We start from the raw sequence: 25,033 nt of genomic DNA, 5'->3' as shown, positions 1-25,033 counted from the left end.
CATCCTCGGGAGGTCACCGCCGAACCGACCCGGGAGTCCGCATGAGCTTCGAGTACCTGATCGACCCCGCCGAGGGCCCGCAGTGGAAGGGCGTGCTCCCGGGCAGGCCCCAGCCCTACGTGCTCGAGCGCGGCGAGGGCGAGCACTCGATGCTCTTCACCGACCTGTTCACCGTGCTGCTGTCCGGCGACGAGACCGAGGGGCAGTTCGGCGTCGTCGTCAGCGAGTCCCCCGCCGGCGACGTGATCCCCACGCACTCGCACAACCGGACCCACGAGACCTTCTACGTCATCGAGGGCAGGGTGCGGCTGTTCTTCCAGGACACCGAGGGGCAGAAGCAGTCGCGGCTGCTCACCCCGGGCGACTTCGGGTTCGTGCCGGCCGGCTTCGCCCACGCGTACCAGATCGTCGAGGACGCCCGGATGATGGGCACGCTCAGCGGCGGGTTCGAGCGGTTCTTCCAGCACATGGGTGCCGAGACCGACCACGCGACCGCGCAGCAGCCGCCGTTCGTCCCCGCCGTCCCGCGCATGCAGGCCGCGGCCCAGCGCCACGACATGCAGTTCCTGCCCGACCACCGGTGGGACGACGCGCACGGCGCCTGAGCCGTCCCGAGGTACAGGGAGCTCAGCCCACGTCGCCGCCCCTGAGCCGAGGGCAGAGCTCCCGGAGCTCCACTCCCCGCCGGGTCGGTCGGTCCCCGCCGCCCGGCCCGTCGTCGAGGAGATCCGTGCCCACTCCCGCCCTGCCGCTGCCGCCGCCCGCGCACGCCGCTCCGCTGCCGCCGCCCCGGCCGGGTCCCGGCGGCACCCGCGTGCTGCTCGGCCTCCCGTACGCCGCCGTCCCCGGCGTGCGTCCCCTGGAGCTGGACCTGTACCTGCCGGCCGGGGACGGCCCGGCGCCGGTCGCCGTCTTCCTGCACGGCGGCGGCTGGCGCCTGGGCAGCCGCCGTTCCGCGGGCCCGGCCTACCCGGGCAGCAGCGCGTTCGAGGCGGTGGCGCAGGCCGGGATCGCCGTCGCCAGCATCGACTACCGGCTCTCCGGCGAGGCGGCCTGGCCCGCCCAGCTGCACGACGCCAAGGCCGCCGTCCGCTGGCTGCGCGCCCGCGCCGGCGAGCTCGGCGTCGACGCCGCCCGCACCGCCGCCTGGGGCGAGTCGGCCGGCGGTCACCTCGCCGCGCTGCTCGGCCTGACGGGTGACGACCCGTCGCTCGAGGGGGACGTCGGGGTGACCGGGCCGTCGAGCGCGGTCATCGCCGTCGCCGCCTGGTACGCGCCCAGCGACATCGCCACGGTGGCGGCCGACACCGGCGCCGACCCGGCCGACCCGGACACCCGCGAGGCGCAGCTGCTGGGCGCCCCGGTCGCCACGGTGCCCGACCGCGCCGCGCAGGCCAGCCCGCTCACCCACGTCTCCCCCGCCGCGCCGCCGGCCCTGCTCCTGCACGGGGTGGCCGACCGGTTCGTCCCGTGCGTGCAGAGCGAGCGGCTGGCCGCGGCGCTGACCGCCGCCGGGGCGGAGGCCACCCTGCACACCTACGCGGACGCCAACCACATGTGGCTCGGCGCCCCGGGGGCCGCGGCGGACGCGCTCACCCGGACCACCGCCTTCCTCCGGGCGCGCCTGGCCGCGTGAGCCGGCCCGATCCCGGGAGTTCCCGCCGGTTCTCTGCCATTGAGCGGCAAGGCCCTCGGACGGCGTGACGGGGGTCACCCACGCTGGAGGAGGCCGACCGAGCCCCGGGACACCGCCCGCACCGGGCCGCCGCCCGCCCTGATCCCGGCCCCACCAGATCCGGAGACCCGCATGGACCATCCCGCCCCCGCGCGCCCCGCCTCGCGCGCCGCGCTCCTCGTCCCAGTGTTGTGCTGGCTCGCGCTGATCGCCGACGGTTACGACCTGTTCTCCTACGGCGCGACCGTCCCCGGACTGCTCGCCGAGCCGTCCTGGGGCGTGACGCCGGGCAGCGCCGGCGCGGTCGCCAGCCTGGCCCTGGTCGGCGTGCTGTGCGGCTCCCTGGTCGCCGGCACCCTCACCGACCTGCTCGGCCGGCGCCGGCTGTTCGTGACGTCGATCGCGGTCTTCTCCCTGGCCATGCTCGCCTGCGCGCTGGCCCCGTCGTTCGGCACCTTCGCCGTCTGCCGGTTCGTCGCCGGCCTGGGCATCGGCGGCCTGCTGCCGACCGCCGTGGCGCTGACCAGCGAGTTCGCCGCGCCGGGACGGCGCTCGCGGATCCTCGGCGCGGTCCTCACCGGGCCGCCGCTGGGCGGCCTGCTGGCCTCCGGTGTCGCGGTCGCCACCGTGGCCGACGGCGGGTTCCGCTGGGTCTACGGGCTGGGCGTGCTGCCCCTCCTCCTCGTGCCCGTCGCGCTGTGGCTGCTCCCCGAGTCCCCGGCGTTCCTGCGCGCCCGCGGGCGGACCGAGGAGGCCGACCGCATCGCCGCGCGGTTCGGGCTGCCCGCCCCGGCCGCTGTCGGAACGGTGGGCCGCCACTCCCCCGTCGGCGCCCTGTTCGCCGGCGGCCGCGGTCCGGTGACCGTCGGCATCTGGCTGGTCAACGTGTGCAGCCTGCTCACCGTCTTCGGCGTCAGCACCTGGCTGCCGCAGATCATGCGCACCGCCGGCTACGGCGTCAGTTCCGCGATCGGGTTCCTCCTGCTCTACAGCGCCGGTGCCGTGGTGGGCACCCTGATCGCCGCCACGCTGGCCGAGCGGATCGGCGCCAAGGCGATGGTGCTCACCGGTTTCGCCGCCGCGGCGGCGGCCCTGCTCGCCATCGCGACCACGCCGCCCACCGGTCTGGCGATGGCACTGGTCGCCCTCGCCGGCTTCGGGGGTCTCGGCACCCAGAACATGCTCAACGACCACGTGTCCGGCTACTACCCCGCGGCCGCCCGCGCGACGGGGCTGGGCTGGGCGCTGGGCATCGGCCGGCTCGGGGCGATCGCCGGCCCCACCTACGGCGCCGCCTTCGTGGGTGCCGGGAGCGCCGTGGCGGCCGGCTGCCTGGCGTTCGCGGGCCCGGCCCTCCTGGGCGCCCTGGTCATGGCCCCGCTCCCCCGCCGCGACCGCGCCACCACCCCCGGCAGCGCGCCGCAGGCCACGCCGACCCCCGCACAGCTGGAAGGTGCCGCATGACCGCCCCGCAGACCCCGCGCGACCCGGCAACCGTCGAGCACGTGCCCGTCGTCGTGGTCGGCGGCGGCCCCGCCGGCCTCGCCGCCGCGCTCGAACTCGACGCCCACGGCGTCCCCAGCCTCGTCGTCGAGCCCCGCGTCACGGTCGACCCGCTCCGTCCCCGGGCGAAGACGACCAACGCCCGCACCATGACCCACCTGCGGCGGTGGGGGCTGGCCGACCGGCTGCGGGCCGCCGCCCCCCTGCCCGTGGACTGGGCCCAGGACGTCGTCTTCTGCTCCACCCTGCTCGGCCACGAGGTGCGCCGCTTCGAGCACGCCTTCCAGCTCTACGGCGAGCCCCAGGAGTGGTCCCCCGAGGTGGGCCAGCAGGTGCCCCAGCCGGTGATCGAGGAGGTCCTGCGCGAGGCGGTGACCGGCTCGGCGCACGCCCGGCTGGAGACCGGTTCGCGGGTCACCGGCATCCGGCAGGACGACGACGGGGCCGACGTCACCGTCGCCACCGCGGACGGCCGCACCCGCACGGTCCGCGCCGACCTCGTGCTCGGCGCGGACGGCGGCGGGAGCGTGGTGCGCGGCGCGGTCGGCGCCGCCTACGAGGGCTCCTCCGGGGAGAAGCCGAACCTCAGCATCCTGTTCCGCGCGCCCGGCCTGGCCGGGCGGGTGCCCCACGACGGCGCCGTCCACTCCTGGGTGATGGCCCCCGGCGCCGCCGGCATCGTCGGCCGGCTCGACCTCGACGACACCTGGTGGGCGATCGTCCAGGGCGTCGACGTCCGCACCGCCGGCGACGTCGACCCGGTGGCGCTGGTGCAGGCCCTCGTCGGCGAGCCGGTCGACGTCGAGGTGATCGCCACCGACCCCTGGGTGGCCCGGATGCTGCTGGCCGACTCCTACGGGACCGGCCGCGTCCTGCTCGTCGGCGACGCCGCGCACCTCAACCCGCCGTGGGGCGGGCACGGCTTCAACACCTGCGTCGGCGACGCCGTCAACGCCGGGTGGAAGGCCGCCGCCGTCCTGCAGGGCTGGGGCGGGCCCGGCCTGCTCGCCAGTTACGAGGCCGAGCGCCGGCCGGTCGCCGCGCGCACCATCGCCGACGCCGGCGCCAACGACCGCGCCCTGGCGCACCACTTCGCCGATCCGCTGCTGGGCGAGGACGGCCCGGAGGCCGAGGTCCTGCGCAAGCAGACCGCGGAGGCACTGCAGGTCAAGGAGAGCGAGTTCCACTCGCTCGGCCTGGTCCTGGGGTACCAGTACGCCGGGTCACCGATCGTCTCCGACGACGGCAGCGACCGGCCGGCCGACGACCCCGTGCACTACACGCCGTCGGCCCGTCCCGGCTGCCTGCTGCCGCACCGCTGGCTGACGGCGGACCGCTCCGTCTACGACCTCCTGGGCCGCGGCTTCACCCTGCTGGTCCTCGGGGACGCCGACGCGGCGCCGGTCCAGCAGGCGGCCGCCGACCGCGGCATCCCGCTGTCGGTGGTCCGCCTGGGGGACGACGACGTCCCGGCGGGGAGCGCCCCGCTGGAGGGGTCCTGGGGGGCCCCGCTGCTCCTGGTGCGCCCGGACCAGCACGTCGCCTGGCGCGGCGGGGACCCGTGCGCCGCGGGCGCCGCCCTGGTGCGAGCCTGCGGGTGGCCCGAGGACGCGCACCGAGCACCGACCCGAACGAGAGGACTGCACGCATGAGGATCGTGGGCATCCGCCGCACCGGCGGCGACGTCGAGGTGGCGTCGCTGTCCGACGACGGCACCGAGGTCACCGTGGTGGCCCCGCTCGAGGGCTTCTGGGCCGACCCCGCCGGTCACCTGGCCGCGGAGCCGGCCGGCCCGACGCTGCCCGCCGCCGAGGTGGAGCGGGTGCCGCCGGTCCTGCCCGGCGCGCGGGTGGTCTGCATCGGGCTGAACTACCTCAAGCACGTGGCCGAGGGCAGCTTCCGCGACCAGGAGCTCCCGCCGCACCCCACCCTGTTCGCCCGCTGGACGCAGTCCCTGACCGTGGACGGCGCCGAGGTGCCGGTGCCGTCCAACGAGGACGGCCTGGACTGGGAGGGCGAGGTGGTGGCCTACGTCGGCGCGACGCTGGTCGACGCCACCCCGGACGAGGCGCTGGCCGCCGTCGTCGGCTACTCCACCTTCAACGACCTCACCTCGCGGCGGGCGCAGAAGCTCACCAGCCAGTGGATCCTCGGCAAGAACGGCGACCGGTCCGGCCCGCTCGGTCCGATGGTCCCCGCCGCCGAGGTCGGCGACCTGCGCGACGGCCTGCGGGTACGGACCCGGGTCAACGGCGAGGTGGTCCAGGACGGGCGGACCGACGAGATGGTCTACACCGTCGGCGACACGCTGTCGCTGATCTCGCACACGTTCACGCTGCGGCCGGGCGACCTGCTGGCCACCGGCACGCCGTCCGGTGTCGGCTACGCCCGGACGCCCCCGTGGCTGCTGCAGCCCGGCGACGTCGTCGAGGTCGAGGTCGAGCGCCTCGGCGTCCTGCGCAACCCGGTGGTGGGAAACGACATCCGCCGCAAGGAGGTCTGAGCGTGGCCGGCGAGTTCCGCCAGTACCTGTTCCCGCACGAGCACCCGCGCCTGGCCGGGGTCCGGGGCATGGACCCCTACGCCTACCGCGAGCACGCCCGGACGCCGGGCACCTTCACCGGCGGCCTGGTGGAGGGCTGGACGCCGCTGTACCGCAGCGAGTTCCGGGGCGTCACCGAGGACGGCGTCCTGCGGGAGGGCCTGTACCCGCTGGAGCCGGCCCGCCCGGGCGAGGAGGCGCCGGTCCCCGCGATGGTCGCCGCGGCGCATGACCTCCTGGCGGCCCTGGACGACGAGGGCCGGGAGCGGATCTCCTTCGCCGTCGACGCCGTCGAGTGGCAGACCTGGGCCAACCCGGAGTTCATGCAGTTCGACACCGGCCTGCGCCTGGAGTTCCAGCGCCCGGAGGTCCGGGAGAAGGCGCTCGGGCTCGTGCGGGCCTCCCTCTCCCCGGAGGGGGCCGCCGCCGTGCACGCGATGATGCTGGTCAACGGCTTCCTGGGCGAGGTCGTCGACCTGCCGACCGTGCTCGGCGAGTGGAGCTACAACATCGCCCTCTACGGCACCCCGGACCTGCGCGCCCCCTGGGGCTGGCAGCTCTACGGCCACCACTGCGCGGTCAACTGCCTGGTGGTCGAGGGCCGCATGGTGGTCTCGCCGGTCTTCCTGGGCGCCGAGCCCGACGAGATCGACGAGGGCCCGCACGCCGGGATCTCCGGCCTGTTCGCCGACCGCATCGACGCCGGCCTGGCCGTCATGGCGGAGCTCACCGAGCGGCAGCGTGCGCAGGCCACCGTCTACGCCCAGATGGTCGACCCGGCCATGCCGCCCGGCCGCGTGCACCCCGGCGACGAACGGCACCTGGCCGGCGCGTTCCAGGACAACCGGGTGATCCCGTTCGAGGGGGTCCGGCTGGCCGACCTGGGCGCCACGGCCCGGCAACGGGTCCTCGACGTCGTCGCCACCTTCGTGGGCCTGCTGCCCGAGGGCCCGCGCGCCGCCCGCCTGCGCGAGGTCGAGGAGCACCTGGACGGGACGTGGTTCGCCTGGATCGGCGGGCACGAGCCGGGCGACGTCTTCTACTACCGGGTGCAGTCCCCCGTCCTGATCGCCGAGCTGGACCACCACTGCGGGGTCTTCCTCGACTACGACACCCCCAAGACCTTCCACATCCACACCGTGCTGCGCACGCCGCACGGCAACGACTACGGCCGCGCCTGGGTGCGGCAGTGGCGGGAACGCGACGCCTGACGGACCCGAGCCGGCGGGCCGGGGCGGTGCTCGCCGGCCCGGCTCCCCGCCCGCCTGCGGGCGGGGGCCGCCTGCCCGCCTGACCGTCACCGGTCGCCCCGCACACCGTTCGAAAGCCGGTCGCCTCCATTCGGAGGCAGTCCGCTTTCGTCCGGCTCCGACTCCTTGACGCTGGCTTTCGCGCGGCCCTACGTTCGCCCGCGCACGCCTTCGGTGTGGCGACCGTCACACCCCGGTGGAGTCCGCGAGGGGGGTGGTCCCCGTGCCGTCACTCGACGAGCACGCGCGGTCGCAGGTCATCCTCTCCGAGCTCGGGGCGACCGGCCGCGTGGAGGTCAACGACCTCGCCCAGCGGCTCGAGGTCTCCACCGTCACCATCCGCAAGGACCTCGACGCACTGGAGCAGCGGGCCGTGCTGCGCCGGGTCCGGGGTGGCGCGGTCGCCGCCCCCGTCGTCGACGAGGGCTCCTTCGAGACCCGGCTGCAGGTGCGCCGGGCGGAGAAGACCGCCATCGCCCGCGCCGTCGCGCCGCTGGTCGGCGACGGTGACGTCATCGCCCTGGACTCCTCCACCAGCTGCCACTTCCTGGCGCGGGAGCTGCTGGACCGCCGGTCCCTGGTCGTGATCACCAACAGCATGCCGACCGCCACGCTGTTCTCGGAGCGATCGGAGGCCACCGTCCTGGTGCCCGGGGGCATCGTGCGGCGGTCCGCGCGGTCGGTCGTGGGCCTGCTCGGCGACGTCCTGGCCGGTCGCGGGCGCATCGGCAAGGGCTTCATCGGAGCCCACTCCGTCTCGGCCGAGCGCGGCCTGCTGGACATGACCCTGGAGGAGGCGCAGGCCAAGCAGTACCTCGCCGCCCACTGCGCCCAGCTCTTCGGGCTGGTCGACTCCAGCAAGTTCGGCAACTTCTCCCTGCACACCGCGACCCCGGTCTCGCAGATCACCGCCCTCTACACCGACAGCGCCGCCGACCCCGCCGTCGTGGCCGAGCTGGAGCAGGCCGGCACCCGCGTGCACCGGGTCGACGTCGCCGAGGAGCACCGGTGAGCGCCGTCGCGACCGTGGCCGCGGTCGACCTCGGCGCGGAGAGCGGCCGGGTCGTGCGGGCCGACTTCGACGGCGAGCGCCTCGCCGTCCGGGAGGTCAGCCGCTTCCCGCACACGCCCTTCGTCGTCGACGGCATCCTGCGCTGGGACCTCGACCTCCTCACCCGGGCGATCACCGACGGGCTGGGCACGCTCGCCGCCGAGGGATCGCCCGTCGCCTCCGTGGGGGTCGACGCGTGGGGCGTGGACTACGGGCTCCTGGCCGCCGACGGGACCCTGGTGGACCTCCCGACGTGCTACCGCGACCCGCGTCAGCTCGCGGCGATGGACGAGGCGCTGGCCATGGTCGGCCGTGAGCGGTTGTACCGGGCCACCGGCGTCCAGCTCAACGAGATCAACACCGTGTTCGCGCTGATGTCGGACGCGCGGACGACGACCCGGCTGGACCGGGCGGCCACCCTGCTGATGCTGCCCGACGTCGTCCACTCCCTCCTCGCCGGTTCGCGGGTCACCGAGGCCACCGCCGCGTCCACCTCCGGGCTCTACGACGTCGCCGCCGGGCGCTGGGTGACCGAGCTCGCCGACGACCTCGGCATCCCGACCCGCCTGCTGCCCGAGGTCGTGCCCCCGGGCACCGACCTCGGGCCGCTCCTCGGCCCGCTCGGCGACGGCCCGCTGGCCGGCACCCGGGTGATCGCGCCGGCCGGGCACGACACCGCCAGCGCCGTGGTCGCGACCCCGTTCCCCGAGCCGGGTGCGCTGTTCATCTCCTCCGGCACCTGGTCGCTGGTGGGTGTCGAGCTGCCCCGGCCGGTCGTGACCCCGGCCTCGCTGGCGGCCAACCTCACCAACGAGGGCGGGTACGCCGGCACCACCCGCCTGCTGCGCAACGTGATGGGGCTGTGGCTGCTGCAGGAGTGCCGCCGCGCCTGGGCCGCGCAGGGGCGGGAGTTCAGCTACGCCGAGCTGACCGAGCTCGCCGGCCGGGAGCCGGCGCTGCGCTGCCTGGTCAACCCCAACGCCCGCGACTTCCTCGCCCGCGGCGACATGCCGGCCCGGGTGCAGGAGTACTGCCGGCGCACCGGGCAGCCCGTCCCCGAGAGCCCGGGGGCGATCGCGCGGTGCGTCGTGGACTCCCTGGCCGTCTCCTACCGGGTGACCGCCGAGGACATCGCCGCGGTCACCGGCACCGCGCCCACCGCGGTTTGCGTGACCGGCGGCGGCGCCCGCAGCGCGCTGCTCGCCCAGGCCACCGCCGACGCGACCGGGCTGCCCGTGCACTGCGGCCCGGTCGAGGCGACCTCCCTGGGCAACGCCGCCGCCCAGCTGGTGGCCCTCGGCGAGCTGGGCGGCGTCACGGACACCCGCGCGGTCGTCGCCCGGACCGCCGACCTCCACACGTGCTCCCCGCGCCCGGATGCGCGCTGGGAGCAGGCCGCAGCGCTGCTGCGGGAGAGAACTCAGGACGACGACCGCCAGCGGGGGCTCATCCCGACCTGATGAGCCGACGACCTGGGACCGCCGGCTCGCCGAGCTGGACGGCACCACGGGGCAACCACACCCCCACTCCGATGAGGTGACCGATGAGGATGACGACGAAGACGAGTGCGGCTGCCGTCCTGGGCCTGGCCGCGACCCTGACGCTGGCCGCCTGCGGCGAGGGCAGCGGTGGATCCGCCTCTGACGGCGGAGGCGGCGGCGGGGGCGGCGGCTCCGAGGGCGGCGGCGGGGTCACGGTGGCCTTCGTCCCGAAGCTGCAGGGCATCCCGTACTTCGAGGCGATGAACACCGGCGGACAGGCGGCCTGCGAGGAGCTGGGCTGCGAGTGGCTCTACCAGGGTCCGGTCGAGGCCGACCCGGCCGCGCAGGCCGACATCGTCCGCTCCTACATCCAGCAGGGCGTGGACGCGCTCATCGTGGCGCCCAACGACCCCGACTCCATGGCCCCGCTGCTGCAGCAGGCCGCCGACGCCGGCATCGCGGTGGCCACCTCCGACACCGACGCGCCGAACTCGGTGCGCGAGGTGTTCGTCAGCCAGGCCTCGACCGAGGGCATCGGGCAGGCGCTCACCGACGCGCTCCTGGAGGCCATGGGCGGCTCCGGGCGGTACGCCATCGTCTCCTGCGGCCAGACGGCGGAGAACCTCAACGCCTGGATCGAGGTGCAGGAGGCCTACACCGCCGAGCAGTACCCGGACGCCGAGATCGTCGACATCGTCTACGCCGGTGAGGACCAGGCGGCGGCCACCCAGATGGCGACCGACCTCATGAACGCCCACCCGGACCTCACCGGGCTGGTCGGCGAGTGCACCTCGTCGGCGCCGGGCGTGGCCCAGGCCGTCCGGGACGCCGGGAAGATCGGCCAGGTCTTCACCGTCGGCCTGGGGACGCCGCAGTCGATGCTGCCCTACCTCGAGGACGGCTCGTCGAGCGCCAGCATCCTCTGGGACGTCGAGAACCTCGGCTACCTGACCGCGTGGACCGGCGTCCAGCTGGCCAACGGCGAGGAGCTGCAGGCGACGAACGACGTGAGCCCGGACATGCCCGAGGTGACGTTCGACGAGAGCACCAAGGTGCTGCTGCTCGGACCGCCGCTGCGCATCACCAAGGACAACGCCGGCCAGTTCGACTACTGATCCGCCCGGGGAGGGCCGGCGCCCGCCGGCCCTCCCCGGCCTCCCGGCCGCAGCGAGGAGACGATGAGCGAGACCCGAACGACCGAGCCGGCGCCCTCCCCACCGCCCGACCCCGGCGCCGAGCGGCTGTCCGTGACAGGCGTGTCCAAGCGGTACGGGGCCGTGCGGGCGATCCGCAACGCGGACATGACCGTGCGGGCGGGCAGCGTGCACGCCCTGGTCGGCGAGAACGGCGCCGGCAAGTCCACCCTGATCAAGATCCTCTCGGGGGCGGCGACCGCCGACACCGGCCGGATCACCTTCGAGGGACGACCGGTGAACATCTCCAGCACCGCGGACGCCATCGCCCTGGGCATCGCGACCGTCTACCAGGAACCGCAGCTGTTCCCCGACCTCACCGTCGCCGAGAACGTCTTCACCGGCCGGGAGATCACCCGCCGCGGCCGGGTGGACTGGGCGGCGCAGAACGCCCGCGTGGTGGAGCTGCTGGAGCTGATCGGGCTGCCCGCCCGCTACGCCACCGTCCCGGTCAGCGAGCTGTCCATCGCCGAGCAGCAGCAGGTGTCCATCGCCAAGGCGCTGGTCGGCAACGCGAAGGTGCTGATCCTCGACGAGCCCTCGGCGATCCTGACCGACGCCGAGATCGAGGTGCTCTTCGGCGTCGTCCGTCGGCTGGCCTCCACCGGCGTCGCGATCATCTACATCTCCCACCGGCTCGACGAGCTGTTCGTCATCGCCGACGAGGTCACCGTCATGCGCGACGGCCAGACCCTGGGCACCTGGCCCATCGAGGAGCTCTCGGTCCGGCGGGTCGTCGAGCTGATGGTCGGCGGGATCCTCGAGGACACCCCGCCCGAGCACACCGTCCCCGACGCCCCGCCGCGCCTGGTCCTGGAGGGCCTGTCCTGCGAGGGCGAGTACTCCGACGTCGACGTCGCCGTCCGCCCGGGCGAGATCGTCACCCTCTACGGCCTGATCGGCTCGGGGGCCGCGGAGATCGCCGAGACCGTGTACGGCATGCGCCGGGCCACCTCCGGCCGGATCCTGCTCGACGGCAAGCCGATCGCCCCGCACTCCCCCCGCGCGGCCAAGAGGCTCGGGATCGCCCTGCTGCCGGCCAACCGGAAGCTGCAGGGCCTGTTCAGCTTCCAGTCCATCGCCTTCAACATCTCCGCCGGGCACCTGCCGATGCTGTCCAAGCTCGGCACCTGGATGGACCGGCGGCGCGAGCGGCAGGTGGCGCGGGACTTCATCGCGCGGCTGTCGGTCAAGACGCCGCACGAGCGGCAGCCGGTGTCGGCCATGTCCGGCGGCAACGCGCAGAAGGTCGTCCTCGCCCGCCAGCTGGTGGAGCGGCCGAAGGTGCTGGTGCTCGCCGAGCCCACCCAGGGCGTCGACGTCGGCGCCAAGGAGGAGATCCACCGGATCGTCCGCTCCCTCGCCGAGGAGGGCACCGCCGTCCTCATCGTCACCTCGGACCTGCCCGAGGCCATCCGCATCTCCGACCGGCTGCAGGTCGTCCGGGCCGGGACCACGACGGTCGAGTTCGGCCCCGGGGCGAGCCAGGCCGACGTCCTGGCCGCCGCCGCCGGCGCGGTCGACCAGGAGGAGGCGGCATGAGCTCGTCCACCCTCACGCCCCCCGGCGGCGCCCCGGCCGGGCAGCAGGCCCACACCGCGAAGGAGCGGGGCCGGGTCCTACCGTTCCCGATCACCGGTCAGGAGATCGTGCTGATCGTGGTCATCGTCGCCCTCTGGGTGGCGCTGGCCCTGGCCACCCCGGCCTTCCTGACCGAGGGCTCGATCGTGCCGCTGTTCGTGGCCATGGCGCCGGTCGCGCTCATCGGCATCGGGATGACGGTCATCATCATCACCGGCGGCATCGACGTCTCGGTGGCCGGCATCGTCATGGTCTGCGCGGTCGTCGTGGCCAAGGCGATGGTCGACTCGGGGGCCTCCCTGCCGGTCGCCGTCGCGCTCTCGGTCGTGATCGGCGGCCTGCTGGGGCTGGTCAACGGCGTGCTCATCGCCTACGGGCGGGTGCACGCGATCATCATCACCTTCGGCACCGCGAACCTGTTCAAGTTCCTCGGACTGCAGCTGTTCGGCGGCACCACGGTCGACAACATCCCCGGCACGCTGGCCTTCTTCGGCCGGGGCGAGGCCGGCCGCACCCTCGGCGTCCCGCACAGCTTCCTGGTCATGCTGCTCATCGCGGCGGCGGCCTGGTACTACCTGCGGCACACCCCCGGCGGGCGGCACCTGTACGCGATCGGCGGGGACGCCGACGCCGCCCGGCTGGCCGGGGTGAAGGTGCAGCGGCGGGTGATGTCGGCCTACGTCCTCACCGGGCTGCTCACCGGGCTGGCCGCCTGCTTCGTCATCGCCCGCGGCACCTCCACGCTGGCGCCGAACGTGGGCGCCGGCATGGAGCTGGCCGCGATCGCCGCGGTGGTCATCGGCGGCACCTCGATCATGGGCGGCCGCGGCTCGGTGCTGGGCACCGTCCTCGGGGCCCTGCTCGTGCAGACGGTCACCTCCGGGGTGACGCAGCTGGGCTGGCGCTCGCAGCTGTCCAGCCTGTTCATCGGCATCTTCATCCTGATCGCCGTCGGGGCCGACCTGCTCCGGCAGCGGGCGAGGAGGACGACGTGAGCACCACGGTCTCCCCCGAGGCCCCGGCGCCGGCCCCGCGCCCGGACGACGAGAACGGCGCCCGGCAGTCCCGCGCCCGGCAGCTGCCCGAGCTGCTGCTCCGGGCGCTGCTCACCCAGCGGATCGTGCTGCTGCTGGTCCTGCTCGTCGCCGTCGTCGTCACGTTCCTGACCCTGTCGGCACGCAACTACCTGACCGCGCCGTACGACGCGTCCTACCTGTCGGCGACGCTGATCAGCGCCGTCCCGCTGGTCATGCTCGGGCTGGCCGAGCTGCTGGTGATCACCTCCGGCCGCGGCGGGATCGACCTGTCGGTCGGCGCCATCGTGTCCCTGACCAGCATGGTGTTCGGCTTCGCCTACGGGGAGTGGGGCTGGCCGCTGTGGGGGTCGATCGTGCTGGCCGCGGCGTTCGGCGGCCTGTGCGGCGCGCTCAACGGGTTCCTGATCGCCTACATCGGCTACCCGGCGCTGATCACCACGCTGGCGACCTACTACGCGTTCTCCTCGATCGCGATCGTCATCAACGACCAGCAGCCGATCAGCACCGACCCGATCCAGGCCTTCTTCTCCGCCGCCCGCTCGGTTCCGATCGGCGGGGGCGAGGACCCGCTGCAGGTGCCGCTGGGCATCCTCACCTTCCTGCTGCCGACCGCCGTGGTCATCTGGCTGCTGCTCAACCGCACCACGTACGGACGGCGGCTCTACGCCATCGGCACCAACGACGTGGCCGCGGAGTGGACCGGCATCGACGTGCGGCGCACCCGGTTCACCGCCTACTTCACCGCCGGGGTGATCTCCGGGCTGGTCGCGGTCGTGACCGTGGCACAGTTCGCCTCCGCGCGGCCCGACGCCGGGGTCGCGGGCAGCGGCATGGCGCTGCCGGCCATCACCATCGCCGTCCTCGGCGGCGTGGCGATCACCGGCGGCATCGGCCGGGTGGCCGGCGTCGTCCTCGCGACGCTGCTGATCGTCTGGCTCAACGCCGGCATCCTGCTGGCCGTGCCGGGCAACGCCGGCTCCCAGTGGCAGCTGGCCGCCCTGGGGATCGTGCTGGTCTTCGCCGCGCTGCTCAACGGCTACGCCAGCCGCAGGTACGGGAGAACCGGGTGACCGCCGTCTGGGACCCGGGGCTGGTGAGCGCGGAGCTCGTCGCGCTCACCCGCTCCCTGGGCGAGCGTTCCCGGGACCTCGTCGTCCTCGCGGAGGGCAACACCTCCCAGCTGCTGCCCGACGGGCGGGTGGTGGTCAAGGCCTCGGGGTCGAACATGCGCACGGCCACCGCGGAGGACTTCGTCGTCGTCGACGTCGACCCGCTCGTGGAGCTGATGGCCGGGCCCACCGCGACGCAGGCCGACCTCACCGCGGCGCTCGACGCCGGCGAGCACGGCGGCCGGCGCCGGCGGGCCTCCATCGAGACGCTCGTGCACGTGGCCGCGCGGGCCTTCGCGCCGACCGCGTACGTCGGCCACACCCACCCGACCGACGTCGTGGGGCTGCTGGCCAGCGTGCACGCCGCCACCGCCTGGGAGCGGCACGTCTACTCCGACGAGGCGGTGGTGATCGGCCGCCCGCTGTTCGTGCCGTACGCGACCCCGGGCATCGACCTGGGCCGGGTCTACCTGGAGGCACTGCGCCGGCACGTGGACATCCACGGCGAGCTGCCCACACTCGTCCTGCTCGGCAACCACGGCATCGTCGTCAACGCGCCGAGCCCCGCCGGCATCGAGGCCGCGTCGGAGATGGCGGTCAAGGGCGCGCGGGTGCGGGTGGCCGCCTACGCCGCCGGCGGCGTGGCGCCCCTGGACACCGCCAAGGTCGAGGAGTTCTTCGCCCGGGAGGACGTCATCGAGCGCCGCGCCCGGCTGGGCGGCACCGGGGCATGACGCTGCCGGTGGAGCTCCGCGCGGTCTTCCTCGACGTCGGCGGACCGGTCTACGACGACGCGAACTTCCTCGCCGCCGTGGTCACCGCGCTCGACGAGCTGCGCGCCGAGCAGGGCCGCGGTCCGGTCGACCGCGCGGCGGTGCAGCGGGTCTACGACGGCGTCCGGGCCCGCCAGGGCGGCTCGCTGCGCACCGCGCTGGCCACCGAGCTGCTCGGCGACGCCGGGCTGCGCGGGCGGCTGCACGAGCGCACCCGGCGGCACTGGACGCACCCGCCCGGGACCCTGTACCCCGACGTGCTGCCGCTGCTGCGGGCGTTGTCCGGTCGGGTCCGCATCGGCGTGCTGGCCAACCAGGAGGCGACCGTCGTCGACGCGCTGACCCGCGACGGCGTCGCCCCGTTCGTCGACGTCTGGGGCGTCTCGGCGCTGGTCGGGCACGAGAAGCCGAGCCCGGAGCTGTTCACCTGGTGCCTGCAGCGGGCCGGGTGCGGTCCCGCGCAGGCGGTGCACGTGGGCAACCGGCTCGACACCGACGTCCGGCCGGCCGCCGCGCTGGGCCTGGGGACGGTGTGGGTGCTGCGCGGGGAGGCCCCGGACGAGCCGACGCCGGAGCAGCTCGCCGAGCCGGACCTCGCCGTGCCGGACCTCACCGGGCTGGCCGGGGCGCTGCTGCCGCGCACCGCGCCGCGAGCCGGGCGCCCGTGACCGGGGACGGCCTGGTGCTCGGCGTCGACGTCGCGACCGCCGCCGTGCGGGTGCTGGCCGTCGCCGTCGGCACCGGGGACGTCGTCGCGACCGCACAGGCCCCGCTGCCGGCGCCCGCGTCGCCGCGCCCCGGGGAGCAGGAGCAGCCGCCGGTCCACGCCGACGTCGTGCGCGCGGCCGTCCGAGCGGTGACCGCCGACCTCGGCCCGCGCGCGGCCGCGGTCGGCGCGCTGGCGGTGACGGCCACCTCGGGCAGCGTCGTCCCCACCGGCCCCGACGGGACGCCCGTGGGCGCCGCGCTGCTGTACGCCGACCGGCGGGGCGCGGCGGCCGCCGAGCGGGTCGCGGCGGCGACGGGCCGCCCGGTCGGCGCGGCGTCCACCCTGCTGCGGCTGGCCTGGCTGGCCGCGCAGGACGCGGGCGGCGGGGGCGCCGGGGGGCGGCGGTACCTGCACGTCCCCGACGTGGTGGTCGCGGACCTGACCGGGCGGCTGGTCACCGACACCTCGCACGCGCTGAAGGCCGGGATCGACCCGGTCGCCGCTCGCTGGCCGGCGGCCCAGCTGGCCGCCGCGGGCGTGCCGGTCGCCGCGCTGCCGGAGCTGGTGCACCCCGGCACGGTGGTCGGCGAGGTGCGCCCGGCGGTCGCCGCGGACCTCGGCCTGCCCCCGGGCGTGCGGGTGGTGGCCGGCATGACGGACGGCTGCACGGCGCAGCTGGCCGCAGGGGCGGTCGCGCCGGGACGGACCGCCGGGGTGCTGGGCACGACGCTGGTGCTCAAAGGGGTGGCCGACGCCGAGGTCACCGGGTTCGGCGGAGCCGTCTACTCCCACCTCGCCCCCGACGGCCGGTGGTGGCCCGGCGGCGCCTCGAACGCCGGCGCCGGCGTCCTCACCGGGGACGGCGGGCCGCCGGACCTCGCCGCCGCGGACGCCGACGCCGCCCGGCTCGGCCCCTCGCCGTGGACCGTCTACCCGCTGCCCGGCACCGGCGAGCGCTTCCCGTTCGCCCGGCCGGACGCGACCGGCTTCCTGGTGGGCGGGGGCTCGCCGTCCCCGGCGGAGCTGCACCGCGCCCGGCTGGACGGCGTCGCCCTCGTCGAGCGGCTCGGCCTGGAGCGGCTGGCCGCCCTCGGGATCGCCTCCGCCGACCACCGGGTCGTGGGCGGCGGCACCCGATCGGCGGTGTGGACGACGATCCGGGCCAGCGCCCTGAACCGTCCGGTGAGCCGCCCCGCGGAGCCGTCGAGCGCGTTCGGCGCCGCTGTCCTGGCCGCCGCCGCGGTGACCGGCACCCCGCCGGTGGACGCCGCGGACGCGATGGTGCGTCGCGCCGCGGTGGTCGACCCCGACCCCGCCCAGGTCGGCCCCCTCGAGGAGGGCTACCGGCGGCTGGCCGGCGAGTTGCGCCGGCGCGGCTGGCTCGACGACGAGACCTGACCCGTCCCACCCACGACAGGAGAGCCCCATGCCGATCACCCACGGCGTCCACGCGCTGGTCTGGACCGGGGGCTGGAGCCCCGACGAGGCCCGCCGGGCCGTCTCGGCCACCGCCGAGGCCGGCTACGACCTGATCGAGATCGCGCCGATCGACCCCACCGGCTTCGACGCCGGCATGACCGCCCGCCTGCTGCAGGAGCACGGCCTGCAGGTCAGCGCCTCGCTCGGGCTCAGCGCCGACACCGACGTCTCGAGCGAGGACCCGGAGGTGGTGGCCCGCGGCCGGGAGCGGCTCGGCCAGGCGCTGCGCGTGCTCCGGGACAGCGGGGGGACGACGCTGTGCGGCGTCCTCTACTCCAAGCTCGGCAAGTACTCGGGCCCGGCGACCGAGCGCGGCCGGGCCAACTCGCAGGAGGCGATCGCCTGGCTCGCCGACGAGGCGGCGGCCTCGGGCATCACGCTGGCCCTGGAGTTCTGCAACCGCTACGAGACCAACGTCATCAACACGACGCAGGAGACACTGGACTTCATCGCCGCCGTCGACCGGCCCAACGTCATGGCGCACCTCGACACGTACCACATGAACATCGAGGAGCACTCGTTCCGCGAGGCGGTGCGGGCGGCAGCCGCCGCCGGGCGGCTGGGCTACGTGCACGTCGGCGAGTCCCACCGCGGGGCGCTGGGCACCGGGTCGATCCCGTGGACGGAGTTCTTCGGCGCCCTCACCGAGGTCGGCTACGAGGGCATCGTGACCTTCGAGTCGTTCTCCTCCGAGGTCGTGCACCGCACGCTCAGCAACGACCTGGCGATCTGGCGGAATCTCTGGACCGACAACGACGCGCTGGCCCGCGACGCGCTCGCCTTCGTCAAGGAGGGCCTGGCCGCGGCGGGCGGGCGCGCCTGACCGGAGCGGATCCACCCGACGTCCTCCGCCGCCCTGCCGGCTGCAGGTCCGGCCTCACGCGCCGCCGGCGCCGCGGACGGCCAGGGAGACGGCGAGGGCGGTCATGACGACGGCGATGCCTCCGTCGAGGACCCGCCACGCCGCGGGGCGGGCGAACACCGGGCGGAGCAGCCGGGCGCCGTAGCCGAGGCCGACGAACCAGAGCAGGCTGCCGAGACCGGCACCGGCGGCGAACTGCCACCGGTGCTCGCCGTACGTCGAGGCCATCGAGCCGAGCAGCACCACCGTGTCCAGGTACACGTGCGGGTTCAGCCAGGTCAGGGCCAGGCAGGTGCCGACGGTGACCGCCAGACCGGCGCGGGCTCCGGCGGCGTCCGGCAGCAGCGCGGCGGGACGCAGCGCGCGTCGCGCGGCCAGCACGCCGTAGCCGAGCAGGAACGCCGCCCCGGCGAGGCACACCACCGGGATCAGCCACGGCACCCGCGACAGCGCCGCGCCGGCCCCCAGCACCCCGGCGCCGATCAGCGCGAGGTCGGAGAGGGCGCACACCGCCACGACCGCGGCCACGTGCTCCAGGCGCAGCCCCTGCCGCAGGACGAAGGCGTTCTGGGCGCCGATGGCGACGATCAGCCCCAGCCCCAGCGCGAGCCCGGAGGCGACGGCGAGCAGCGCAGGAGGAGTCAGCACGCCGACGACGGTAAGGAGCGGACCGACGGCCGGTCCAGCTCAGGATTCTTCAGCATCATTAGCATCGCTGTTCATGGACCTCGACCTGGCCCAGCTGCGGGCACTGGACGCGACCGTCCGCGCAGGCACGCTGGAGGCCGCCGCCCGGGCGCTGCACGTCACGCCGTCGGCGATCAGCCAGCGATTGCGCGCGCTGGAGACGGCGACCGGCCGGATCCTGCTGGTGCGCACCAAGCCGGTGCAGGTCACCGAGTCCGGGCAGGCGGTGCTGCGCCTGGCCCGGCAGGTGCAGCTGCTCACCGCCGACGTCACCCGGGAGCTCGACGACGAGGCGCCCGAGGCGGTGCCGACGCTGGCGATCGCGGTCAACGCCGACTCGATGGCGACCTGGGTGCTGCCCGCGCTGACGCCGCTGTCCGGCGACGCCTGCTTCGACCTGCACCGGGCGGACCAGCACCACACCAGCGCGCTGCTGCGCACCGGCACGGTCATGGCGGCCGTGACCGCGGACGCCGAGCCGGTGCCCGGCTGCACCTCCACCCGCCTGGGCGGCATGCACTACCGGCCGATGGCCGCACCCGGATTCGCTCACCGCTGGTTCCCCGCCGGCGCCACCGCCGAGGCCCTCGCCCGGGCCCCGGTCGTCGTCTTCGACCGCGACGACGACCTGCAGCACCGCTACCTGTCCGCCCGGGCCGGCGCCGACGTCCACCCCCCGGTGCACCACGTGCCGGCCTCGGCGGACTTCGTCGCCGCCGTCACGCTCGGCCTGGGCTGGGGCATGGTCCCGGACCAGCAGGCGCGGGGCGTGACAGCGGACCTGGTCGAGCTCGACCCGGCCGGCGCGGTGGACGTCGTCCTGTACTGGCAGCAGTGGCGGCTGCGCTCCCCCACCCTGGACCGCGTCCGCGCCGCCGTGCTGGCCGCCGCTGCCCGCGAACTGGACCAGGCTCCCCCGCGGTAGCGCCCGGCTCAGTGCCGGCGGTCGAGCCGGGCCTCGGCGGCGTCCCACGCCCGCCCCGAGCCGGACGGCGTGTAGGTGTGCAGCTCCGACGTCTCCCGCAGCAGCGCCCGCAGCCCGGGCAACCCCCCGTCCAGCACCCCGGCCGCGCGGGCCTGGACCAGCGCGTTGCCCAGCGCAGCCGCCTCGACCGGGCCGGCGACGACCGGCAGCCCGCAGGCATCCGCGGTCAGCTGGCACAGCAGGGCGTTGCGCGCTCCCCCGCCGACGAGGTGGACGACCTCGACGTCGCGGCCGGCGAGCTGCACGGCCCGCCGGACGCTGCGGCGGTAGGCCAGCGCCAGGCTGTCGAGGATGCAGCGCACGGTCTCCGCCTGGTCCTTCGGCGGCGTCTGGCCGGTCTCCGCGCAGACCGCCGCGATGCGGGCCGGCATGTCACCGGGCGGGAGGAACCGGGGGTCGTCGGGGTCGACGAGCGCGGTGAACGCCGGCACCCGCGCGGCGGCGGCCAGCACCTCCGGCAGCTCGGCCGGGAGACCGTGCGCGGCCCACGTCCGCAGCGACTCCTGCAGCAGCCACAGCCCCATGACGTTACGCAGGTAGCGGACCGTCCCGTCGACGCCGAGCTCGTTGGTGAACCCCGCGGCGCGGCTGGCGTCGCTGAGCACCGGCCGGTCCAGCTCGACGCCGACCAGGGACCAGGTGCCGCAGGAGACGTAGGCGAACCGGTCGGAGGTCGCCGGCACCCCGACGACGGCGGAGGCGGTGTCGTGCGACCCGACCGCCGTGACCGGCACCGGCCCGGTCAGCCCGGTCTCGGCCAGCACGTCGGCGGTCAGCTCGCCCACCCGGTCCCCCGGCCACCGCAGCGGCGGGAACAGGCCCCGGTCGAAGCCGAGCCGGTCGATCAGCTCGCCGGCCCACTCGCGGCTCGTGGCGTCGAGCAGGCCGGTGGTGGAGGCGTTGGTGACCTCCGCCCCGACGCTGCCGGTGAGCCAGTACGCGAGCAGGTCGGGCACGAGCAGCGCCGTCCGGGCCGCCGCCAGCTGCGCGGTGCCCCGCGCCGCCGCGAGCTGGAAGACGGTGTTGAACGGCAGGTGCTGCAGCCCGGTGGTCCGGTACAGCTGCTCGGGCGGGACGACGGCGTGCACGGCCGGGACCGCGGTGGCGTGCCGGGCGTCCCGGTAGTGCAGGGGGTTGCCCAGCAGCGCACCGTCGGCGTCCAGCAGGCCGACGTCCACCGCCCAGCTGTCGATGCCGACGCCGGCCAGCCGCCCGGCCGCCCGGCCGGCGGCGCGCAGCCCGTCGAGCACGCCGGCGTACAGGCCCAGCACGTCCCAGTGCAGCGTGCCTCCGGTGCGCACCGGCCGGTTGGGGAACCGGTACGCCTCGGTCAGCTCGAGCCGACCGGGGCCGACCCGCGCGGCGATCACCCGGCCGCTCGATGCCCCCAGGTCCACGGCCGCGAAGGTCGAGCTCACCGCAGTGCCCATGGCTCGACTCCGGGCTCGTTCCGCTCCTCGCTCACTGGCGCTCGCCGCGATGCTCGCTCGCCCGTCGTCATCGCAGGAAGGCGGCGGCCACGCCGGAGTCGACCGGCACGTGCAGGCCCGTCGTGCGGGTCAGGTCGCCGCCGGTGAGCGCGAAGACGGCGTCGGCGACGTGGTCGGGCAGCACCTCGCGCTTGAGCAGGGTCCGCTGGGCGTAGAACTCGCCGAGGTCCTCCTCCTTCACGCCGTAGACGGCGGCCCGCGACGCGCCCCAGCCGCCGGCGAAGATGCCCGACCCGCGGACGACGCCGTCGGGGTTGATGCCGTTGACCCGGATCTGGTGCGGGCCGAGCTCGGCGGCCAGCAGCCGGACCTGGTGCGCCTGGTCGGCCTTGGTGGCGCCGTAGGCGATGTTGTTCGGCCCGGCGAACAGCGAGTTCTTGGACGAGATGTAGACGACGTCGCCGCCCATCCCCTGCTCGACCATGATGCGGGCCGCCTCGCGCGAGACGAGGAAGCTGCCCTTGGCCATGACGTCGTGCTGGAGGTCCCAGTCCTGCTCGGTGGTCTCCAGCAGCGGTTTGGAGATCGACAGGCCGGCGTTGTTCACGACCAGGTCGACCCCGCCGAAGGCGAGCACCGCCGTGCGGAACGCCTCGGCCACCGCCTCGCCGTCGGACACGTCGGCGGCCACGCCGACGGCCACGTCGGTGGAGCCGAGCTCCGCGGCGGCGTCGGTGGCCTTCTGCAGGTCGAGGTCGGCGACGACGACGCAGGCGCCCTCGCGGGCCAGCCGGTGGGCGATCGCCTTGCCGATGCCCGACGCCGCACCGGTCACCAGCGCGACGCGGGTGGCCAGTGGCTGGGGCTCCGGCATCCGCCGGAGCTTCGCCTCCTCCAGCGCCCAGTACTCGATGCGGAACTTCTCGGCCTCGTCGATCGGCGCGTAGGTGGAGACCGCCTCGGCACCGCGCATCACGTTGATCGCGTTGACGTAGAACTCACCGGCGACCCGGGCGGTCTGCTTGTCCTTGCCGAAGCTGAACATGCCCACCCCCGGTACCAGCACGATCGCCGGGTCGGCGCCGCGCATCGGCGGGGAGTCCGGGGTGGCGTGCCGGGAGTAGTAGGCGGCGTACTCGGCGCGGTACTCCTCGTGCAGCTCCCGCAGCCGCGCGACGACGTCCTGCACCGGCGCGGTCCCCGGCAGGTCGACCACCAGCGGGCGCACCTTGGTGCGCAGGAAGTGGTCCGGGCAGGAGGTGCCCAGCGCGGCCAGCCGCGGGTGCTCGGTCCCGGCGAGGAACTCCAGCACGACGTCGGCGTCGGTGAAGTGACCGACCTGCGGCTTGTCCGTCGACGCCAGGCCCCGGATGACCGGCGCGAGGGCGGCGGCACGGTGCCGGCGCTCGGTCTCCGGCAGCGCCTCGTATCCGGGCAGGGCGGGGCCGAAGGGCTCGGGCTTGCCGCGCTCGGCGAGGAACCGCTCCGCCGTCCGGATGATCTCCAGGCTGTTGGCCTCGCACTGCTCGCCGGTCTCGCCCCAGGCGGTGATCCCGTGCCCGCCGAGGATGCAGCCGATCGCCTGCGGGTCGGCCTCCGCGATGGCGGCGATGTCCAGGCCGAGCTGGAAGCCGGGACGGCGCCACGGCACCCAGACGACTCGGTCGCCGAAGCACTCGCGGGTCAGGGCCTCCCCGTCGGCCGCGGTGGCCAGGGCGATGCCGGAGTCGGGGTGCAGGTGGTCGACGTGGGCGCTGCGGACCAGCCCGTGCATCGCGGTGTCGATCGAGGGCGCGGCACCCCCCCGGCCGTGCAGGCAGTAGTCGAAGGCGGCGACCATCTCGTCCTCGCGCTCGACGCCGGGGTAGACGTCGACCAGCGAGCGCAGCCGGTCCAGCCGGAGGACGGCGAGGCCGGCCTCCCGCAGCGTGCCGAGGTCGCCGCCGGAGCCCTTGACCCACAGCAGCTCGACCGGCTGCCCGGTGACCGGGTCGGTCTCGCTGCCCTTGGCCGAGGTGTTGCCGCCGGCGTAGTTGGTGTTGCGCGGGTCGGCGCCCAGCCGGTTGCTGCGCGCGATCAGGTCATTGACCACGGGGTTCGTCATGGCTTGGTTCCTTCCGGGAGGGTCGGAAGGGCCAAAATGGCCATTTTGGCCCTCCTGGGGAAGTCTTCAGGCGCCCCAGCCGGCCTGCCGGCCGCCGACGCGTTCGCGGGCGATGCGCTCCTGGTACCCCGACCGCGCGTAGGCCGCGTACGGGTCGGCGTCCAGACCCCGGCCCTCGCGCAGCTCGGCCAGCAGCGGGCGGACGTCGGTGCCGTAGGCGTCCATCAGGACGGCGTTGGCGCCCAGCACGTCCCCGGCGGTCTGAGCCTCCCGCAGCGCGTCGCGGTCGACCAGCAGCGCCTTGGCGGTGGCCTCCTGCACGTTCATGACCGAGCGGATCTGGCCGGGGATCTTCGGCTCGATGTTGTGGCACTGGTCGAGCATGAAGTTCACGCCGGCGTCGAGCAGGGCGCCGTTCTGCACGATCTCGTTCATGATCCGGAACAGCTGGAACGGGTCGGCCGAGCCGACGATGAGGTCGTCGTCGGCGTAGTTGCGCGAGTTGAAGTCGAACGCGCCCAGCCGCCCGGCGCGCAGCAGCTGCATGACGATGAACTCGATGTTGGTGCCCGGCGCGTGGTGGCCGGTGTCGAGCACGACCTGCGCCTGCTCGCCGAGGGCCAGGCAGTGCAGCAGCGAGGTGCCCCAGTCGGGGATGTCGGTCGCGTAGAAGTACGGCTCGAAGAACTTGTACTCCACCAGCAGCCGCATGCCCGGGTCGAGCAGCGCGTAGATCTCCTGCAGCGACTCGGCCAGCCGGTCCTGCCGGGCGCGCAGGTCGTCCTGGCCGGCGTAGTTGGTGCCGTCGGGCAACCACAGCTTGAGGTCGGTGGACCCGGTGGCCCGCATGACGTCGACGCACTCGGCGTGGTGCGCGATCGCCTTGCGGCGGACGGCGGCGTCCGGGTGGGTCAGGGAGCCCAGCCGGTAGTCGTCGTCCTGGAACAGGTTGGAGTTGATCGCGCCGAGCCGCAGCCCCAGGTCGGCGGCGTGCTTGGCGAGCGTGCCGTAGTCCTCGACCCGGTCCCACGGGATGTGCAGCGACACCCGGGGCGCGACGCCGGTGTGCGCGTGCACCTGGGCGGCGTCCTCGAGCTTCTCGAAGGGGTCGCGCGCCACCCCCGGCTGCCCGAACACCTTGAACCGCGTGCCCGAGTTGCCGAACGCCCACGAGGGCAGCTCGATGGTCTGCTGGGCCAGGGCCTCGAGGGCCCCGGCACGGAGGTCGGTCACGGTCGGTCTCCGATCTGTACGCAGGTGGACTCGCCGGCCGCGGCGAGCTGGGTGTCTACGTCGGACACGCAGTCGAGCGTGGTCTCGCCCGGGCCGGCGCCGGTCGCGGAGAACGGCGCCGCCTCCGCCTCCCAGCGCGCGCTCATGCCGGTGGCCTCGCCGGCCGCCTGCGCCGCGGCGAGGTCGTCGGTCAGCACGTCCGGCCGGACGGCGGGATGCCGCTCGGAGTACTCGGCCAGCCGATCGGGGCGGAGCCGGAAGGTGGGACAGGCAGGTGGCACGAGACCTCCCGGAGTGGATGAAACGTTTCATCCGGGTGTGGCGCTCACCATAGGGCGTGGGGTAGGAA

22 protein-coding genes are annotated in these 25,033 nt (G+C 75.0%); 17 read left to right on the top strand and 5 right to left on the bottom strand.

All coding sequences use genetic code 11. The features are described from left to right. Nucleotides 1-41 precede the first annotated feature (41 nt). The 16 genes from CRP39_RS25655 (at nucleotide 42) to CRP39_RS25580 (ending at nucleotide 18,206) form a co-directional block, all read left to right on the top strand. Nucleotides 42-605: a quercetin 2,3-dioxygenase gene (locus tag CRP39_RS25655; protein ID WP_097209239.1), complete on the top strand. Its 564-nt coding sequence runs from the start codon at nucleotides 42-44 to the stop codon at nucleotides 603-605. 125 nt (nucleotides 606-730) lie between these two features. Then, nucleotides 731-1,636, top strand: coding sequence for an alpha/beta hydrolase (locus CRP39_RS25650; protein WP_097209238.1), 906 nt, complete (start codon nucleotides 731-733; stop codon nucleotides 1,634-1,636). 171 nt (nucleotides 1,637-1,807) lie between these two features. After that, nucleotides 1,808-3,139, top strand: coding sequence for an MFS transporter (locus CRP39_RS25645; protein ID WP_097209237.1), 1,332 nt, complete (start codon nucleotides 1,808-1,810; stop codon nucleotides 3,137-3,139). After that, the gene (locus CRP39_RS25640) at nucleotides 3,136-4,830 is read left to right on the top strand and encodes an FAD-dependent monooxygenase (protein ID WP_097209236.1); all 1,695 of its coding nucleotides are present in this window, start codon (nucleotides 3,136-3,138) and stop codon (nucleotides 4,828-4,830) included. The genes CRP39_RS25645 and CRP39_RS25640 overlap by 4 nt, the downstream gene beginning before the upstream one ends. Beyond that, nucleotides 4,827-5,681, top strand: a complete 855-nt coding sequence (locus CRP39_RS25635) for a fumarylacetoacetate hydrolase family protein (protein ID WP_097209235.1) — start codon at nucleotides 4,827-4,829, stop codon at nucleotides 5,679-5,681. Before CRP39_RS25640 ends, CRP39_RS25635 begins: the two co-directional genes overlap by 4 nt. 2 nt (nucleotides 5,682-5,683) lie before the next feature. Beyond that, on the top strand, nucleotides 5,684-6,931 hold the full coding sequence (locus CRP39_RS25630) for a DUF3500 domain-containing protein (RefSeq protein ID WP_097209234.1): 1,248 nt from the start codon (nucleotides 5,684-5,686) through the stop codon (nucleotides 6,929-6,931). A gap of 262 nt (nucleotides 6,932-7,193) precedes the next feature. After that, the gene (locus tag CRP39_RS25625) at nucleotides 7,194-7,982 is read left to right on the top strand and encodes a DeoR/GlpR family DNA-binding transcription regulator (protein WP_172442639.1); all 789 of its coding nucleotides are present in this window, start codon (nucleotides 7,194-7,196) and stop codon (nucleotides 7,980-7,982) included. Continuing rightward, nucleotides 7,979-9,481, top strand: coding sequence for a rhamnulokinase (locus CRP39_RS25620; protein ID WP_097209232.1), 1,503 nt, complete (start codon nucleotides 7,979-7,981; stop codon nucleotides 9,479-9,481). The genes CRP39_RS25625 and CRP39_RS25620 overlap by 4 nt, the downstream gene beginning before the upstream one ends. 89 nt (nucleotides 9,482-9,570) lie before the next feature. Then, the gene (locus tag CRP39_RS25615) at nucleotides 9,571-10,617 is read left to right on the top strand and encodes an autoinducer 2 ABC transporter substrate-binding protein (RefSeq protein ID WP_245854116.1); all 1,047 of its coding nucleotides are present in this window, start codon (nucleotides 9,571-9,573) and stop codon (nucleotides 10,615-10,617) included. 63 nt (nucleotides 10,618-10,680) lie between these two features. After that, the gene (locus tag CRP39_RS25610; RefSeq protein WP_097209230.1) at nucleotides 10,681-12,237 is read left to right on the top strand and encodes a sugar ABC transporter ATP-binding protein; all 1,557 of its coding nucleotides are present in this window, start codon (nucleotides 10,681-10,683) and stop codon (nucleotides 12,235-12,237) included. Beyond that, a complete protein-coding gene (locus CRP39_RS25605) occupies nucleotides 12,234-13,271 on the top strand; it encodes an ABC transporter permease (RefSeq protein ID WP_097209229.1) in 1,038 nt (345 codons plus the stop codon). The genes CRP39_RS25610 and CRP39_RS25605 overlap by 4 nt, the downstream gene beginning before the upstream one ends. Next, nucleotides 13,268-14,383, top strand: a complete 1,116-nt coding sequence (locus CRP39_RS25600; protein WP_097209228.1) for an ABC transporter permease — start codon at nucleotides 13,268-13,270, stop codon at nucleotides 14,381-14,383. Before CRP39_RS25605 ends, CRP39_RS25600 begins: the two co-directional genes overlap by 4 nt. Then, nucleotides 14,380-15,156 (top strand): class II aldolase/adducin family protein, encoded by a 777-nt coding sequence (locus tag CRP39_RS25595; protein WP_097209227.1) that lies wholly within the window; start codon nucleotides 14,380-14,382, stop codon nucleotides 15,154-15,156. Before CRP39_RS25600 ends, CRP39_RS25595 begins: the two co-directional genes overlap by 4 nt. Beyond that, nucleotides 15,153-15,863: an HAD family hydrolase gene (locus CRP39_RS25590; RefSeq protein WP_097209226.1), complete on the top strand. Its 711-nt coding sequence runs from the start codon at nucleotides 15,153-15,155 to the stop codon at nucleotides 15,861-15,863. Before CRP39_RS25595 ends, CRP39_RS25590 begins: the two co-directional genes overlap by 4 nt. After that, nucleotides 15,860-17,302 carry an FGGY-family carbohydrate kinase gene (locus CRP39_RS25585; RefSeq protein ID WP_216359928.1) on the top strand — a complete coding sequence of 481 codons (1,443 nt, stop codon included), beginning with the start codon at nucleotides 15,860-15,862 and terminating at the stop codon, nucleotides 17,300-17,302. The genes CRP39_RS25590 and CRP39_RS25585 overlap by 4 nt, the downstream gene beginning before the upstream one ends. A 28-nt stretch (nucleotides 17,303-17,330) precedes the next feature. Then, entirely contained in the window at nucleotides 17,331-18,206 is an 876-nt protein-coding gene (locus CRP39_RS25580) for a sugar phosphate isomerase/epimerase family protein (RefSeq protein ID WP_097209225.1), read from the top strand. Between the two features lie 54 nt (nucleotides 18,207-18,260). On the opposite strand, the gene CRP39_RS25575 is transcribed toward CRP39_RS25580, so the two are convergent. Further along, complete coding sequence (locus tag CRP39_RS25575) at nucleotides 18,261-18,893, bottom strand: LysE/ArgO family amino acid transporter (RefSeq protein WP_097209224.1); 633 nt, start codon at nucleotides 18,891-18,893, stop codon at nucleotides 18,261-18,263. A 73-nt stretch (nucleotides 18,894-18,966) separates the two neighbouring features. On the opposite strand from CRP39_RS25575, the gene CRP39_RS25570 reads away from it, so the two are divergent. Further along, complete coding sequence (locus tag CRP39_RS25570) at nucleotides 18,967-19,857, top strand: LysR family transcriptional regulator ArgP (RefSeq protein ID WP_097209223.1); 891 nt, start codon at nucleotides 18,967-18,969, stop codon at nucleotides 19,855-19,857. Nucleotides 19,858-19,865: 8 nt separating this feature from the next. On the opposite strand, the gene CRP39_RS25565 is transcribed toward CRP39_RS25570, so the two are convergent. The 4 genes from CRP39_RS25565 to CRP39_RS25550 form a co-directional block, all read right to left on the bottom strand. After that, nucleotides 19,866-21,347, bottom strand: a complete 1,482-nt coding sequence (locus CRP39_RS25565; protein ID WP_097209222.1) for a rhamnulokinase — start codon at nucleotides 21,345-21,347, stop codon at nucleotides 19,866-19,868. 67 nt (nucleotides 21,348-21,414) lie between these two features. Further along, a complete protein-coding gene (locus CRP39_RS25560) occupies nucleotides 21,415-23,451 on the bottom strand; it encodes a bifunctional aldolase/short-chain dehydrogenase (protein WP_097209221.1) in 2,037 nt (678 codons plus the stop codon). A gap of 66 nt (nucleotides 23,452-23,517) precedes the next feature. Continuing rightward, nucleotides 23,518-24,684, bottom strand: coding sequence for an L-rhamnose isomerase (rhaI, locus tag CRP39_RS25555; RefSeq protein ID WP_097209220.1), 1,167 nt, complete (start codon nucleotides 24,682-24,684; stop codon nucleotides 23,518-23,520). Further along, nucleotides 24,681-24,965 (bottom strand): L-rhamnose mutarotase, encoded by a 285-nt coding sequence (locus CRP39_RS25550; protein ID WP_097209219.1) that lies wholly within the window; start codon nucleotides 24,963-24,965, stop codon nucleotides 24,681-24,683. Before CRP39_RS25550 ends, rhaI begins: the two co-directional genes overlap by 4 nt. Nucleotides 24,966-25,033 lie beyond the last annotated feature (68 nt).

This window comes from Geodermatophilus sabuli, from assembly GCF_900215145.1.
GTDB classification, from domain to species: Bacteria; Actinomycetota; Actinomycetes; order Mycobacteriales; family Geodermatophilaceae; genus Geodermatophilus; species Geodermatophilus sabuli.
Note: the sequence above shows the minus strand (reverse complement) of the source record. Positions and strands in the feature narration are given on the sequence as shown.